We start from the raw sequence: 14,510 nt of genomic DNA on the forward strand, positions 1-14,510 counted from the left end.
ACGTCCACGAACACCACGTCCACGAACACCGTGTCCGCGCGCGAGACGTCCGCGCGCGAGACCTCCACGCGCAAGCTCGCCGCGATGCTCGCCCGCGTCCTGTGGGCGGTCTTCGTCGCCCAGGCGGTCGCCGGGTTCTTCGTGGACCTGCCCTACAACTACTGGCTGGGCTGGCTCCCGCTGCTGGCCGCCGTCGCCATCGGCGCCGCACTGCGCGGCACCGACGAACGCCGCCACGCCCCGTGGGAGCAGGACGCCATCGAGGTCGCCCCGCCGGTCACCGGCACCTGGTCCGCGCTGAACAGCCCGGCGGACAAGGTGCCGAGCCACGGCACGCACCAGCTCGGCCAGACGTACGCGATCGACGTCGTCGCCGAGCCGGAGGCGGGAGCCCGGCCGTCGTTCGCCTGGCTGTGGCCGGTCGCCCGCCGCAACGAGGACTTCCCCGCCTTCGGCGCCCCCCTCCTCGCCGTCGCGGACGCCACCGTGGTGCACGCCGAGGACGGCCAGCGCGACCACCTCAGCCGGGGCTCACTGCCCGCGCTCGTGTACTTCTTCCTGGTGGAGGGCATCTTCCGGAGCATCGGAGGCGCGCGCCGCATCATCGGCAACCACGTGGTGCTCGACCTCGGCGACGGTACGTACGCGGTCTACGCGCACGTCCAGCGCGGGTCGCTGCGGGTCCGCGCCGGAGACCGGGTGACGGCCGGGCAGCAGCTCGGCCGCTGCGGCAACAGCGGCAACTCCACGGAGCCGCACCTGCACTTCCAGCTCATGGACGGCCCCGACGCGCGCACCGCCCGCGGCCTGCCGTTCACCTGGCGGGGCGTCGGCGTCCCGGCGGGCGGCGAGACGTTCACCGTGGAACCGGCCGGCGAACGCGTCTAAGCCGGCGTGTCCCAGAAGGCGTCGATCTCGTCGATGTCCTCCACGCACTCGTCGATGTCGGTCATCTTCCCGCCGACGATCGTGATGATGAGCCCGCCCCTCATCTCGATCCCCCGGTCCCCGCGCTCGGCGAGCCACTTGTGCGCCGTCATCACGTGGCCCCGTCCGTCCACGTAGACGCCGTGGACGTCGACGCGGAGCGACCCGCCGGACAGCTCGAAGAGCCTGCCGAACCGTTCCAGGACGTTGTCGCGGCCCTTGCAGTGGCCGGACACCTGGTTCGACCCCGGCAGGTGGGCGGCGCAGTCCGCCGTCATCAGGGACCCGAGGGCCGCCATGTCGCCCCTGGTGAACGCCTCGTAACCGCGGCGCACCAGGGCAGCGTCCGGGTGTTCGCTCATGGTCGTTCCCGCCTTTCGTACCCGTCGTTGCCGCCCTCTCCCATCGTCCGCCCGGACCCCGCCCCGTGCCACGCGGTGGCGGGCTAACCTCGCCCCATGCCACCGGCCAGCAAGCGCACGCAGCGAACCCGCAGTTACGACCCGGCCAGGACCCGCGCCGCCGTGCTCGCCCAGTTCGACCACGTACGGCACCAGGTCCTCGCCCTCACCCCGGAGCAGCTCGCGCTGCCGACCCGGCTCGGGGAGTGGACGGTCCGCGAACTGGCAGCGCACTTCACCATGGCGCTGCGCTCCGTGATCCGGGGCGTGGCCGCGCCCGCGCCCGCCACCCGCGACCTGACCCTGCTGGAGTGGCCGCTCGCCACCCGGAGGTTCGCCGGGGACGTCGACCACGACACCCGCGAGATCGCCGAGGCGGCGGCGGACACCCCGGCCGCGCTCGCCGCGCTGTACGAGGAGACCGGCCGGCAGCTCGCGGACGCCCTGGCGGCGGCGCCCGACGAGCGGCTGATCGTCACCCGCTTCGGTGGCGTGCGCCTCGGGGACTTCCTGGTCACCCGCACCGTCGAGCTGATCGTCCACACCGACGACCTGAACGACGCGACCGGGCTCGCCGTCCCGTTCGACCGCCGGGCGCTCGCCACCTGCACGCGCCTGCTCGCCGACGCGCTCGCCGCCAAGGCGCCGGGCGGCTCGGTCGAGGTGAGGGTGCCGCCGCACGCGGTGGTCCAGTGCGTCGAAGGGCCCCGGCACACGCGCGGCACGCCGCCGAACGTCGTCGAGACAGACCCGCTGACGTGGATCCGGCTCGCCACCGGGCGCACCTCCTGGGCGGACGCGCTGAACGCGGCCCAGGTCCGGGCGAGCGGCGAGCGGGCGGACCTGTCGGCCCACCTGCCGGTCCTGGGCTGACCCGGACCGCCCCGCCCCCGCCGTCCCCGGGCTGTCCCAACCCTCCCCCGTCCGGCCCCGGGGCGGAACCAGGTCCCCGCCCGGTCCGTCCCACCACCATGCCGACGATGACGACGAAGCAGAAGAAGCAGCCGCACCCCGCCCGGGCCGCCGCCGCGCTCGTCCCGCTGCTGGCCCTCGCGCTCGCCGCCTGCGGCACCCAGACCAAGGACGGTTCGGGCGCGGGCGACGGCAGTAGTTCCGTACGCCCCGACGTGCCCGTCACCGGGGTGCACTGGACCGTCGAGAGCGTCACCGCCGACGGCCGGAAGACCGCCGCCCCGGCGGGCGCCCACGTCACGATCGACGCCAAGGGCCGTGCCCAGGGCAACTTCGGGTGCAACCACTTCAGCGCCAAGGCGGCCGTCGAGGGCGACACGGTCACCCTCACCGACGCGACCATGACCGAGATGGGCTGCCCGGAGCCCCACCAGGGCTTCGAGGACGCCCTGAAGACCGCTCTGACGGGCAAGCTCAAGGCCGAGCTGAACGACGGCGCCCTCACGCTGACCAGCACCGGAGGCGACACGATCCGGCTCAGCGAGCAGCCCCCGGCGCCGCTGGAGGGCACCAAGTGGACGGTGAACTCGCTGCTCGCCGGGCGGACCGCGACCTCCCTGCCGGCCGGGACCGAGGGCAAGGCGTCCCTCGTGTTCGGCAAGGACGGTTCCGTACGCGGGAACCTGGGCTGCAACCAGTTCAGCACCACCGTCACCACCGAGGGCTCGACGATGACGTTCGGCCGCGTGACCAGCACCCGCAAGCTCTGTGCCGCCCCGCAGATGGAGCTGGAGCGCGCCCTGCTCGAGGTGATGAAGGGCAAGGTCACCTACGCCCTGGACCACCGCAGCCTGACGGTCACCGCACCCGACACGTCGGGCTTCGTGGCGGGCGCGCCGGGCGAGCAGGCCGCGCAGGGGCACCCCAAGAAGTAGGCGGCCGGGAAGGGCGGCCGGGGAAGGGCAGCGGCCGGTCACACAGGACGCGGTCGGCCGGGCCGGCTGCGAGGTCCGTCACACCCGGCGGGCGGCGGGACGAGGCGGCCCGCCCCCGGACGCGGTGGAGCGGGGGTCCGTGCCGGCCCGGCGCGGCTCCGGGCGGTGCCCGGAGGGACCCGGCTCAGCCCCTGGTCAGCGCTTGATCGGCGCCCCGGCGACACCCGGTCCGGCGCCCGCGCGGCGCCTGACCAGCGGTCGGCCGGGGAACCCCGCGCACGAGCGGGGCCGGAACCGGCGCCTCCGTGGTCCGCTCCCCGTCCCGTCCCCAATTCGGACCAGTGGTCGATCTCGCCTACACTCGGTGGCGTGCCACGTGGTGACGGTCGACTCAATCACGATCTGCTTCCCGGCGAAAAGGGCCCCCAGGACGCTTGCGGCGTCTTCGGTGTCTGGGCTCCGGGTGAAGAGGTCGCAAAGCTCACGTACTTCGGGCTCTACGCCCTCCAGCATCGGGGCCAGGAATCCGCGGGAATCGCGGTCAGCAACGGCTCCCAGATCCTCGTCTTCAAGGACATGGGCCTGGTTTCCCAGGTCTTCGACGAGACCTCTCTCGGTTCCCTCCAGGGTCACATCGCGGTCGGTCACGCCCGCTACTCGACCACGGGTGCCTCCGTGTGGGAGAACGCGCAGCCGACGTTCCGGGCCACCGCCCACGGCTCCATCGCGCTCGGCCACAACGGCAACCTGGTCAACACCGCCCAGCTCGCCGAGATGGTCGCCGACCTCCCGAAGACGGACGGCCGCGCCACGCAGGTGGCGGCCACCAACGACACCGACCTCGTCACCGCGCTCCTCGCGGGCCAGGTCGACGACGACGGCAAGCCGCTGACCATCGAGGAGGCGGCCGCCAAGGTGCTCCCCGAGGTGATGGGCGCCTTCTCCCTCGTCTTCATGGACGAGCACACCCTCTACGCCGCCCGCGACCCGCAGGGCATCCGCCCGCTGGTCCTCGGCCGCCTGGAGCGCGGCTGGGTCGTCGCGTCCGAGTCCGCCGCCCTCGACATCTGCGGCGCCGCGTACGTCCGCGAGGTCGAGCCCGGCGAGATGATCGCCATCGACGAGAACGGCATCCGCACCTCGCGATTCGCGGAAGCGAAGCCCAAGGGCTGTGTCTTCGAGTACGTCTACCTGGCGCGCCCGGACACCGACATCGCCGGCCGGAACGTGTACCTCTCCCGGGTGGAGATGGGCCGCAAACTGGCCAAGGAGGCGCCCGTCGACGCCGATCTCGTCATAGCGACGCCCGAGTCCGGCACGCCCGCCGCGATCGGGTACGCGGAGGCGAGCGGCATCCCGTTCGGCGCTGGCCTGGTGAAGAACGCGTACGTCGGCCGGACCTTCATCCAGCCGTCCCAGACCATCCGCCAGCTGGGCATCCGCCTGAAGCTGAACCCGCTGAAGGAAGTCATCAAGGGCAAGCGCCTGGTGGTCGTGGACGACTCGATCGTCCGCGGCAACACCCAGCGCGCGCTCGTCCGGATGCTCCGCGAGGCCGGGGCCGCCGAGGTCCACATCCGGATCTCCTCCCCGCCCGTGAAGTGGCCGTGCTTCTTCGGCATCGACTTCGCCACCCGCGCCGAGCTGATCGCCAACGGCATGACGGTCGACGAGATCGGCAAGTCCCTCGGCGCCGACTCGCTCTCGTACATCTCGATCGACGGCATGATCGAGGCCACCACCATCGACAAGCAGCGGCTCTGCCGCGCCTGCTTCGACGGTGAGTACCCGATGGAGCTGCCGGACCCCGAGCTGCTCGGCAAGCAGCTCCTGGAGACCGAGCTGGCCGCCGGACCGGCCGCCACCGCCGCGGCCGACGCCCTCCGGCGCCCGTAGGACCACCCGCAATCCCTGCAGTACGACACGAAAGTTCTCACAGTCATGTCTGAGACTGAGACCACCGGTGCCAGCTACGCAGCCGCGGGCGTCGACATCGAAGCGGGCGACCGCGCCGTCGAGCTGATGAAGCAGTGGGTGAAGAAGACCCAGCGCCCCGAGGTCGCCGGCCTCGGCGGCCTCGGCGGATTCGCCGGCCTCTTCGACGCCTCCGCCCTGAAGCGCTTCGAGCGCCCGCTGCTCGCCTCCGCCACCGACGGTGTCGGCACGAAGGTCGACATCGCCCGCCAGATGGGCGTCTACGACACCATCGGCCACGACCTGGTCGCCATGGTCATGGACGACATCGTCGTCTGCGGCGCCGAACCGCTGTTCATGACCGACTACATCTGCGTCGGCAAGGTCCACCCGGAGCGGGTCGCCGCCATCGTCAAGGGCATCGCCGAGGGCTGCGTCCTGGCCGGCTGCTCCCTGGTCGGCGGCGAGACCGCCGAGCACCCCGGCCTGCTCGGCCCGGACGACTTCGACGTCGCCGGCGCCGGTACGGGCGTGGTGGAGGCCGACCGGCTCCTCGGCGCCGATCGCATCCGTACGGGTGACGCGGTCATCGCCATGGCGGCCTCCGGCCTTCACTCCAACGGGTACTCGCTGGTGCGCCACGTGCTGTTCGACCGGGCCGGCATGCGTCTCGACCAGCAGGTCGAGGAGTTCGGCCGGACGCTCGGCGAGGAGCTGCTGGAGCCCACCAGGATCTACTCGCTGGACTGCCTGGCGCTCATGCGGACGACCAACGTGCACGCCTTCAGCCACGTCACCGGTGGCGGCCTGGCCGCGAACCTCGCCCGGGTGATCCCGGACGGGCTGCACGCCACGGTCGACCGGTCGACCTGGTCCCCCGGCGCGGTGTTCGACCTGGTCGGCAAGGCCGGTCAGGTGGAGCGGCTGGAGCTGGAGAAGACCCTGAACATGGGCGTCGGCATGATCGCCGTCGTCCCCGCCGACTCGGCCGACGTCGCCCTGACCACGCTGGCCGACCGGGGTCTCGACGCCTGGGTCGCCGGTGAGATCACCGAGCGTGGTGAGCACACCACCGGAGCGACCCTGACCGGGGACTACGCGGTCTGAGCAGCACAGAACCCGGTCCGGGGAGGCCCCGGACCGGGTTGGGTGAGTTCAGGCGTCAAGCACCGCGACGCTGTGACGACGGACCGGACTCCTCGTCCTCGTCGTCGTCATCGTTGTACAGCTCCGCGTAGCGGGCGTACGGGTCGTCTTCCTCGTCCTCGTCCTCGAACGGCTCGCCATTCGGCGGCTGCGAGAGCGGTTGCGGAGTGGAAGCGCCCAGCTCGCTGGCCAGACGCGACAGGTCAGTCCCGCCGCTGTTGTACTTCAGCTGGCGGGCGACCTTCGTCTGCTTGGCCTTGGCCCGGCCGCGCCCCATGGCTCGACCCCCTCGGTGACGGGGCTCGACGGCCCCAGAGTCTTGACACGCGTTCATGAGTCGGAACGGACTCTCCGCGGAGAGACCGGCCCGTAGGGCTTCAACGGTACCTGCTTCCGCGGCCATACGGTACGCCGCCCGCATCACGCGCCCCGGAGCAGGACCGACGAGGAGCCCCGTCCTCGCTGGTCAGCTGCGATTTTAACCTCTTCTCGCCGGTCGACCCGCCGACCGGCGTGAGCCATGTCTCGCTGAGGGCGGAACGGCTCACGCGGCCGACGGGTCGAGGCTGTCAACCACGGCTCACCGGGCGGCTACCCGAGACGCGCCTCCGCCATGCGCTGCTCGGCGATCCGGTCGGCGGCGGCGGCCGGCGGAATCCCGTCTTCCTTCGCACGTGCGAATATTGCCAGCGTGGTGTCGAAGATCTTCGAGGCCTTCGCCTTGCACCGGTCGAAGTCGAACCCGTGGAGCTCGTCGGCCACCTGGATCACGCCACCGGCGTTGACCACGTAGTCGGGCGCGTAGAGGATCCCGCGGTCCGCGATGTCCTTCTCGATGCCCGGGTGCGCGAGCTGGTTGTTGGCCGCGCCGCACACCACCTTCGCCGTCAGCGCCGCCACGGACTCGTCGTTCAGCGCGCCGCCGAGCGCGCACGGGGCGTAGACGTCCAGACCCTCGGTGCTGATCAGCGCGTCGGTGTCGGCCACCACCGTGACCTGCGGGAACTTGTCGGTGATCCGGCGCACCGACTCCTCGCGCACGTCCGTGATGACGACCTCGGCGCCGTCCTGGAGCAGGTGCTCGACCAGGTAGTGGCCCACCTTGCCGACGCCCGCGACGCCGACCCTGCGGCCGTGCAGCGTCGGGTCGCCCCAGGCGTGCTGCGCGGAGGCCCGCATGCCCTGGAAGACGCCGTACGCGGTGAGGACGGAGGAGTCGCCGGCGCCGCCGTTCTCGGGGGAGCGGCCGGTGGTCCAGCGGTTCTCCCTGGCGACGACGTCCATGTCGGCCACGTAGGTGCCGACGTCGCAGGCCGTCACGTACCGGCCGCCGAGCGAGGCCACGAACCGGCCGTACGCCAGCAGCAGCTGCTCCGTCTTGATCAGCTCCGGGTCGCCGATGATCACGGCCTTGCCGCCGCCGTGCTCCAGCCCGGCCAGGGCGTTCTTGTACGACATCCCCCGGGACAGGTTCAGCGCGTCGGCGACGGCGTCTTCCTCGGAGGCGTACGGGTAGAAGCGGGTACCGCCGAGGGCCGGGCCCAGGGCGGTCGAGTGGAGGGCGATGACGGCCTTCAGGCCGGAGGCGCGGTCCTGGCACAGCACGACTTGTTCGTGGCCCCCCTGCTCCGATCGGAACAGGGTGTGCAGGACGCCGTCGGTCACATCGGTCACGGTGGTGACTCCCAAGTACGAAGCGGCGGAGGAGGCCCTCCTGCGGGTGGGGAGGACCTTGACGGCAAGAGGGTAAGTCCTACCTGCGCGTAGATGAGAGCCAGTGCCGCGGATCACCCCCTCGCGGAGTACGGGCGTGGAAGGATTCGTGACATGCCAGCCGTCTCCTCGGTCCTCGTCCCGTACGCGTCCTACCTGCGCGTGTACGAGCCGCTGGCGGCCTTTCCCGAGCCGGAACGCGGCCATTGGGCGCGCTACGCCCGCCGCGGCACCTCGCCGACCGCCCAGGACGAGCTGCGCCGCTCGCTGGCGGACCTGCTGGCCACCCCGCCGGTCGCGGTGCCCGTCCAGGAGAGCGCCGACGCCTTCGTGCTGGAGGTGGACGGCGTGGTCTGCGTGTGCCCGTGGCGCACCCGGCTGCGCGGGTGGCTGGCCCTGGAGGAGCTGGCGGGCACGCTGCCGCCGACGGTGCTGGACGCGGCGGTGCCACCGGTGGTGCGGGGCCAGGCGGAGGCGGACTACGAGCGGTGGCGGGAGCGGAACCCGGACGCCCGGCCGTGGATCCGTACGGAGCTGTGGCAGGTGCCGGTGCGGTGGTTCGCCCTCTTCGCGGACGAGGACCGGGAGTACGTGGCGCCCGGCGGTCCCGGGAAGGCGCCGGTCCTGCGCTACCGGACGCCGATGGTGCAGGCGCGGCGACGGGTGGCGCGGGCGCTGAAGACCCTGCGCGAGGCGCTGGACGAGGGGCCGCTGACCGAGGGTCTGGTGGACGTGGGCAGGTGGCTGGAGGAGTTCCACCCGCGTTCGCTGGTCGAGCTGGACTACGGCGGTCTGGTGCACGCGCTGCCGGAGGAGTTCCTGGACGGGGACCGGTCGGCGGCGGACGTGGCCGCGGGTCTCGCGGCGCTGCGTGCCGGTGACGGCGCGGGGGCGGCCAAGGCGTACGAGCGGCTCACCGAGCGGTGGCGCGCGGTGCGCGCGCGGCAGCACGCCAACTGAGACGACGATCCTGAACGGGTCCTCGGGGCTCGGGTCTGGATCCGGCGGGCGATGTGCCGCATGATCTCGCTCCGGGGCCCTTCGGCCCTACCGGGGGTCCTTGGTCCCGATCCGGGCCTTTGTGTCAAGCGTGACGGACAGCACTAACCCGGCTCTTGCGCCCATCGCCCAACCTCATGCCAAAATAGGACAAGGAGTCCGGGGAGGGCTCCTTCCGTCCAAGTATGGGCGGAAGGCTCAGCATTGCACGCTATGGGGGGTCTGGTGGCTCCTGATCGCTCTGTGACTGATCGTCACTGTGACGTGACTGTCCGCTATGGCATGGTCCATCGGCTTCCGCCGCTGATGGACACCTGAGAGGGCAATTCCATCGGTTTGGCCGAACGTGGCTGGACAGATGGTGTAGTTGTAGTGCCGAGGACAAGCCGTTCGTCCTATAACCGACTCGGCTCGCGTCCGCCATTTCGGGCAACGCGGGTCAAGGTGCAGAATTTAGAGGAAAGAACCGAGAAGGTTCGGTTCTCCCGAGGAGGCCGCTCATGACCGCTCGCACCCCTGATGCCGAGCCGCTGCTGACCCCCGCTGAGGTTGCCACGATGTTCCGCGTGGACCCGAAGACGGTGACCCGCTGGGCAAAGGCGGGCAAGCTCACGTCCATCCGCACCCTTGGTGGACACCGCCGGTACCGCGAGGCAGAGGTCCGCGCACTGCTCGCGGGTATCCCGCAGCAGCGCAGCGAGGCCTGAACACCCTGATTGACCGGGCATTTCCGGGTCCCCCAACCCGGTTCGCCCACCCCTAGCTCCACCGACGAGGCCCGCCCCAACGGGCCCCACGTCATCGATCGCGCTGGACTCCGCCGGGTCCAGCGCGATCTCTTTTTGTGCCCCGGCGACCCCTCTGCGGGCCCCCGGGGCCGCCCGGTGCCGGCCCGCCGCGATGCCCGGCGCAGCACTTCGGGAGAAGTGCAATTGCACATATTAAATCGGGTCGTTGTAGGGCGGGTGTAAGTTGAGGGGTTTTCAAAACTCATTTAGTGACTCGCGTCACACCCGTCACGCGTCGTCCTGAGGGCCCGCCGGCTCCTCCTCGGCCGCCTGCTCGACGCCCTCCCGCTCCTCCTCGACCGCGTCCGGGTACTCCATGGCCAGTCTCAGGAGCCGGTGGCAGATGGGGCAGTGGCGGGTGATGTGGCGGTAGCCGGACGCGGCCGCCAGATGGGCGCGGAGCAGTGCGCGTGTCTCGTGCCTGGCTGTGGATGCCGCCGCCATGCGCGTCACCTCCGGTGAAGGGCCCCCGATTCCCTGATGCTTGGGTACCGGTGGCAGATGACCGCGTCAAGGCGCACGACAGAAGGGCCCGCATCCCTGGGGGATACGGGCCCTTCTGTTCCTACTGCTGCGATCCTGACGGGACTTGAACCCGCGACCTCCACCTTGACAGGGTGGCGAGCTAACCAACTGCTCCACAGGACCTTGATTCGCGGCCGCCTGCGCGGCTGCGAATCAAACTGTACAGCAGGTCAGAGGGTGCGGTCGACCTCACCCAAGGCGACGGCGCCATCACGGTGCCGCGGCGTCGATCGCCTTCACGATCCGCTTGTCGGAGACCGGGTACGCCGTGCCCAGCGCGTGGGCGAAGTAGCTGACCCGCAGCTCCTCGATCATCCAGCGGATGTCCAGGACCTCCTGCGGCACCGGCCGGCCCTTCGGCAGCTGCTCCAGCAGCCAGGCGTACTCGTCCTGCATCTCGTGGACCTTCTCCATGCGCGTGGTGTCGCGCTGGACGGACGTCGGCATCTGCTGGAGCCGGCGGTCCACCGCCACCAGGTAGCGCATCAGGTCCGGCAGCCGGCGCAGACCGGTCCGGGTCACGAAGCCGGGCGGCACGAGCGCCGCCAGCTGCTCGCGCACGTCCGCCACGTTGTTCACCAGCACCAGGCTGTTCGTGGCCTTCAGGCGGCGCTCACAGGCCTGCCAGGCGGCGAGGACCTGCTGCACCTGGTCCACCGTGCGGATCGTCAGCTCCACCAGGTCGGCCCGCACCTTGTCGAACAGCTTGCGGAACGATTCCTCGTCCCACGCCGGGCCGCCGTGGTCGGCGATCAGCCGGTCGGCGGCGGCGGTGGCGCAGTCGTCGAACAGGGCCTGCACCGAGCCGTGCGGGTTGCGGGACAGGGCGAGCTTCTGCTGGTTCGTCAGCCTGTCGGACGCGAACTTCGCCGGGTTCACCGGAATGTTCAGCATGATCAGCTTGCGGGTGCCGCGCCACATCGCCTGCGCCTGCTCGGCCTGGGTGTCGAAGAGCCGTACGGAGACGGTGTCGCCAGCGTCCACCAGCGCCGGGTACGCCTTGACGGGCTGGCCCGCCCGCCGCGTCTCGAACACCTTCGTCAGGGTGCCGATCGTCCAGTCCGTCAGCCCCGTCCGCTCCAGGGCCTGTCCGGAGCCCGAGGGGCCCGCCGTGGCGGCCTGGGCCGCCTTGGACAGCGCCTGCCGGGCCTTGGGGCGCAGGCGGAGCTTGAGGGCCTCCAGGTCCTTGTCCTCGGCGAGCTTGCGGCGCCGCTCGTCGACGATCCGGAAGGTGATCTTCAAGTGGTCGGGGATCCGGGACAGGTCGAAGTCGGCCGCGTCGACCGGGACGCCGACCATCCGCTGGAGCTCACGGGCGAGCGTCACCGTCAGCGGCTCCGGCGACGGCGCCGCGGCGGCCAGGAACCGCTGCGCGAAGTTCGGCGCCGGGACGTAGTGGCGGCGGATCGGCTTCGGCAGGGAGCGGATCAGCTCCGTGACGACCTCTTCCCGCAGGCCCGGGATCTGCCAGTCGAAGCCCTCGTCCGTCACCTGGTTCAGCACCTGGAGCGGGATGTGGACGGTGACGCCGTCCGCGTCCGCACCCGGCTCGAACTGGTACGTCACCCGGAACTTCAGCGCGCCCTGCCGCCACGAGTCCGGGTAGTCGGCCTTGGTGACCGCGCCCGCCCTCTCGTTGATGAGCATCTCGCGCTCGAAGTCCAGCAGGTCCGGCTCGTCGCGCCGCTTGTGCTTCCACCACGAGTCGAAGTGCGCCCCGGACACCACGTGTTCGGGCACCCGCCGGTCGTAGAAATCGAACAGCGTCTCGTCGTCCACCAGGATGTCGCGGCGCCGCGCCCGGTGCTCCAGCTCCTCGACCTCGGTGAGCAGCTTGCGGTTGTCCGCGAAGAACTTGTGGTGCGTCCGCCAGTCGCCCTCCACCAGGGCGTTGCGGATGAAAAGCTCCCGGCTGACCTCCGGGTCGACGCGCCCGTAGTTGACCTTGCGCTGGGCGACGATCGGCACGCCGTACAGCGTGACCTTCTCGTACGCCATCACCGCCGCCTGGTCCTTCTCCCAGTGCGGCTCGCTGTACGTGCGCTTCAGCAGGTGCCCGGCGAGCGGCTCGATCCACTCGGGTTCGATCTTCGCGTTGACCCGGGCCCACAGGCGGGACGTCTCCACCAGCTCGGCCGACATGATGAACCGCGGCGGCTTCTTGAACAGCGCGGAACCCGGGAAGACGGCGAACTTGGCGTTGCGGGCGCCCAGGTACTCGTTCTTCGCGGTGTTCCTCCCGCCCTCCCCGCCGGAGTCCTTCACGTCCTTCATCCCGATGTGGGACAGCAGGCCCGCGAGCAGCGAGACGTGGACGCGGTCGTCGGGGGCGTCCTCGTCGTTGAGGTGGATCCCCATCTGCTTGGCGACCGTGCGCAGCTGCGTATAGATGTCCTGCCATTCGCGAATGCGCAGGAAGTTGAGGTACTCCGCCTTGCACATCCGGCGGAAGCTGGACGAGCCGCGCTCCTTCTGCTGCTCGCGCAGATAGCGCCACAGGTTGAGGAGGGTGAGGAAGTCGGACGTCTCGTCCTTGAAGCGGGCGTGCTGCTGGTCGGCCTGCGCCTGCTTCTCGGCGGGGCGCTCGCGCGGGTCCTGGATCGACAGCGCCGCCGCGATCACCATGACCTCGCGCACGCAGCCGTTCTTGTCGGCCTCCAGGACCATGCGGGCCAGCCGCGGGTCCACCGGCAGCTGGGCCAGCTTGCGGCCCGCCTCGGTGAGGCGTTTCTTCGGGTCCTTCTGCGCCGGGTCGATGGCGCCCAGCTCCTGGAGGAGCTGCACGCCGTCGCGGATGTTGCGGTGGTCCGGCGGGTCGATGAAGGGGAACTTCTCGATGTCGCCCAGCCCGGCCGCCGTCATCTGGAGGATGACCGACGCCAGGTTCGTCCGGAGGATCTCGGCGTCCGTGAACTCGGGGCGGGCGAGGAAGTCGTCCTCGTCGTACAGCCGGATGCAGATGCCGTCCGACGTACGGCCGCAGCGGCCCTTGCGCTGGTTGGCGCTGGCCTGGCTGATCGGCTCGATCGGCAGGCGCTGCACCTTGGTGCGGTGGCTGTAGCGGGAGATGCGGGCGGTGCCCGGGTCGATCACGTACTTGATGCCGGGGACCGTCAGGGACGTCTCGGCGACGTTCGTGGCGAGGACGATCCTGCGGCCCGAGTGCGCCTGGAAGACCCGGTGCTGCTCGGCGTGCGAGAGACGGGCGTAGAGGGGGAGCACCTCGGTGTTCCGCAGCTTCTTCTTCACCAGCGCGTCCGCCGTGTCGCGGATCTCCCGCTCGCCGGAGAGGAAGACCAGGATGTCACCCGGCCCCTCGGCCTGGAGCTCGTCCACCGCGTCGCAGATCGCGGTGATCTGGTCGCGGTCGGACTCCTCGGACTCCTCCTCCAGGAGCGGGCGGTAACGGACCTCGACCGGGTACGTACGGCCCGAGACCTCGACGATCGGCGCGTCGCCGAAGTGGCGGGAGAAGCGCTCCGGGTCGATGGTGGCGGAGGTGATCACGACCTTGAGGTCGGGGCGCCTGGGCAGCAGCTGCGCGAGGTAGCCGAGGAGGAAGTCGATGTTGAGGCTGCGCTCGTGGGCCTCGTCGATGATGATCGTGTCGTAGGCGCGCAGCTCGCGGTCGGTCTGGATCTCGGCGAGCAGGATGCCGTCCGTCATCAGCTTGACGAAGGTCGCCTCCGGGTTCACCTGGTCGGTGAACCGCACCTTCCAGCCGACGGCCTCCCCGAGCGGCGTCCTCAACTCCTCCGCGACCCGCTCGGCGACCGTGCGGGCGGCGATCCGCCTCGGCTGCGTATGGCCGATCATGCCGCGGACGCCGCGTCCCAGCTCCAGGCAGATCTTGGGGATCTGGGTCGTCTTGCCGGACCCGGTCTCACCCGCGACGATCACGACCTGGTGGTCGCGTATCGCCTCCAGGATGTCGTCCTTCTTCTGGCTGACCGGCAACTGCTCGGGATACGTGATGTCCGGCAGCCGCGCCGCGCGCTCGGCGGTCCTGGCGGCGGCCTTCCCGGCCTCGGCGGCGATCTCGTCCAGCACGGCCTGCCGGGCCTCGGGCTTGCGGATGCGGCGGGCGCCTTCGAGACGGCGGCCGAGCCGCTGCGCGTCGCGCAGCGAGACCTCGGCCAGCAGGGTCTGGAGGTCGGCGAAGGAAGTAGACATACCTGGTCCAGGATCTCACCCGCGGCGACGGAGTGGCGAACCGATTTCCCCGTACCATCGGGGGACCCCCCGCCCCC

Annotated in this window: 12 protein-coding genes and 1 tRNA gene; 7 read left to right on the forward strand and 6 right to left on the reverse strand. The window is 70.9% G+C overall.

Annotated elements, in window-relative coordinates:
• Positions 1-84: 84 nt before the first annotated feature.
• The gene (locus tag EIZ62_RS16925; RefSeq protein WP_156696447.1) at positions 85-888 is read left to right on the forward strand and encodes a M23 family metallopeptidase; all 804 of its coding nucleotides are present in this window, start codon (positions 85-87) and stop codon (positions 886-888) included.
• On the opposite strand, the gene EIZ62_RS16930 is transcribed toward EIZ62_RS16925, so the two are convergent.
• Positions 885-1,289: a nuclear transport factor 2 family protein gene (locus EIZ62_RS16930; protein WP_156693494.1), complete on the reverse strand. Its 405-nt coding sequence runs from the start codon at positions 1,287-1,289 to the stop codon at positions 885-887. The genes EIZ62_RS16925 and EIZ62_RS16930 overlap by 4 nt on opposite strands.
• A 96-nt stretch (positions 1,290-1,385) precedes the next feature.
• Here EIZ62_RS16930 and EIZ62_RS16935 point away from each other — a divergent pair, with 96 nt between their 5' ends.
• The 4 genes from EIZ62_RS16935 (at position 1,386) to purM (ending at position 6,196) form a co-directional block, all read left to right on the forward strand.
• Positions 1,386-2,201 (forward strand): maleylpyruvate isomerase family mycothiol-dependent enzyme, encoded by an 816-nt coding sequence (locus EIZ62_RS16935; protein ID WP_156693495.1) that lies wholly within the window; start codon positions 1,386-1,388, stop codon positions 2,199-2,201.
• 107 nt (positions 2,202-2,308) lie between these two features.
• Positions 2,309-3,175: an META domain-containing protein gene (locus EIZ62_RS16940; protein WP_156693496.1), complete on the forward strand. Its 867-nt coding sequence runs from the start codon at positions 2,309-2,311 to the stop codon at positions 3,173-3,175.
• A gap of 369 nt (positions 3,176-3,544) precedes the next feature.
• The gene (purF, locus tag EIZ62_RS16945) at positions 3,545-5,071 is read left to right on the forward strand and encodes an amidophosphoribosyltransferase (RefSeq protein WP_156693497.1); all 1,527 of its coding nucleotides are present in this window, start codon (positions 3,545-3,547) and stop codon (positions 5,069-5,071) included.
• 45 nt (positions 5,072-5,116) lie between these two features.
• Positions 5,117-6,196 (forward strand): phosphoribosylformylglycinamidine cyclo-ligase, encoded by a 1,080-nt coding sequence (gene purM / locus EIZ62_RS16950; protein WP_156693498.1) that lies wholly within the window; start codon positions 5,117-5,119, stop codon positions 6,194-6,196.
• 55 nt (positions 6,197-6,251) lie between these two features.
• Here purM and EIZ62_RS16955 read toward each other — a convergent pair whose 3' ends face one another.
• Both EIZ62_RS16955 and EIZ62_RS16960 read right to left on the reverse strand, forming a co-directional pair.
• A complete protein-coding gene (locus EIZ62_RS16955) occupies positions 6,252-6,512 on the reverse strand; it encodes a DUF3073 domain-containing protein (protein ID WP_064072105.1) in 261 nt (86 codons plus the stop codon).
• A 314-nt stretch (positions 6,513-6,826) separates the two neighbouring features.
• Positions 6,827-7,909: a Leu/Phe/Val dehydrogenase gene (locus EIZ62_RS16960; protein ID WP_156693499.1), complete on the reverse strand. Its 1,083-nt coding sequence runs from the start codon at positions 7,907-7,909 to the stop codon at positions 6,827-6,829.
• A 153-nt stretch (positions 7,910-8,062) separates the two neighbouring features.
• Between EIZ62_RS16960 and EIZ62_RS16965 the strand changes: the two genes are divergently transcribed.
• Together EIZ62_RS16965 and bldC are read left to right on the forward strand one after the other, a co-directional pair.
• The gene (locus EIZ62_RS16965) at positions 8,063-8,908 is read left to right on the forward strand and encodes a DUF8083 family protein (protein WP_156693500.1); all 846 of its coding nucleotides are present in this window, start codon (positions 8,063-8,065) and stop codon (positions 8,906-8,908) included.
• Positions 8,909-9,447: 539 nt separating this feature from the next.
• On the forward strand, positions 9,448-9,654 hold the full coding sequence (bldC, locus tag EIZ62_RS16970) for a developmental transcriptional regulator BldC (RefSeq protein ID WP_003949541.1): 207 nt from the start codon (positions 9,448-9,450) through the stop codon (positions 9,652-9,654).
• 309 nt (positions 9,655-9,963) lie between these two features.
• Here bldC and EIZ62_RS16975 read toward each other — a convergent pair whose 3' ends face one another.
• The 3 genes from EIZ62_RS16975 to hrpA form a co-directional block, all read right to left on the reverse strand.
• Complete coding sequence (locus EIZ62_RS16975; RefSeq protein WP_156693501.1) at positions 9,964-10,179, reverse strand: DUF6274 family protein; 216 nt, start codon at positions 10,177-10,179, stop codon at positions 9,964-9,966.
• Between the two features lie 130 nt (positions 10,180-10,309).
• A tRNA-Asp gene (locus tag EIZ62_RS16980) sits at positions 10,310-10,383 on the reverse strand.
• A gap of 87 nt (positions 10,384-10,470) precedes the next feature.
• Complete coding sequence (hrpA, locus tag EIZ62_RS16985; RefSeq protein WP_156693502.1) at positions 10,471-14,433, reverse strand: ATP-dependent RNA helicase HrpA; 3,963 nt, start codon at positions 14,431-14,433, stop codon at positions 10,471-10,473.
• Positions 14,434-14,510 lie beyond the last annotated feature (77 nt).

Origin of the sequence: Streptomyces ficellus (assembly GCF_009739905.1) — a bacterium.
Taxonomy (GTDB): Bacteria; Actinomycetota; Actinomycetes; order Streptomycetales; family Streptomycetaceae; genus Streptomyces; species Streptomyces ficellus_A.

Coding starts and splice junctions, on each gene's coding strand:
- EIZ62_RS16925 (WP_156696447.1), top strand. CDS start 85: ATGCTCGCCCGCGTCCTGTGGGCGGTCTTCGTCGCCCAGGCGGTCGCC.
- EIZ62_RS16930 (WP_156693494.1), bottom strand. CDS start 1,289: ATGAGCGAACACCCGGACGCTGCCCTGGTGCGCCGCGGTTACGAGGCG.
- EIZ62_RS16935 (WP_156693495.1), top strand. CDS start 1,386: ATGCCACCGGCCAGCAAGCGCACGCAGCGAACCCGCAGTTACGACCCG.
- EIZ62_RS16940 (WP_156693496.1), top strand. CDS start 2,309: ATGACGACGAAGCAGAAGAAGCAGCCGCACCCCGCCCGGGCCGCCGCC.
- purM (WP_156693498.1), top strand. CDS start 5,117: ATGTCTGAGACTGAGACCACCGGTGCCAGCTACGCAGCCGCGGGCGTC.
- EIZ62_RS16955 (WP_064072105.1), bottom strand. CDS start 6,512: ATGGGGCGCGGCCGGGCCAAGGCCAAGCAGACGAAGGTCGCCCGCCAG.
- EIZ62_RS16965 (WP_156693500.1), top strand. CDS start 8,063: ATGCCAGCCGTCTCCTCGGTCCTCGTCCCGTACGCGTCCTACCTGCGC.
- bldC (WP_003949541.1), top strand. CDS start 9,448: ATGACCGCTCGCACCCCTGATGCCGAGCCGCTGCTGACCCCCGCTGAG.
- EIZ62_RS16975 (WP_156693501.1), bottom strand. CDS start 10,179: ATGGCGGCGGCATCCACAGCCAGGCACGAGACACGCGCACTGCTCCGC.
- hrpA (WP_156693502.1), bottom strand. CDS start 14,433: ATGTCTACTTCCTTCGCCGACCTCCAGACCCTGCTGGCCGAGGTCTCG.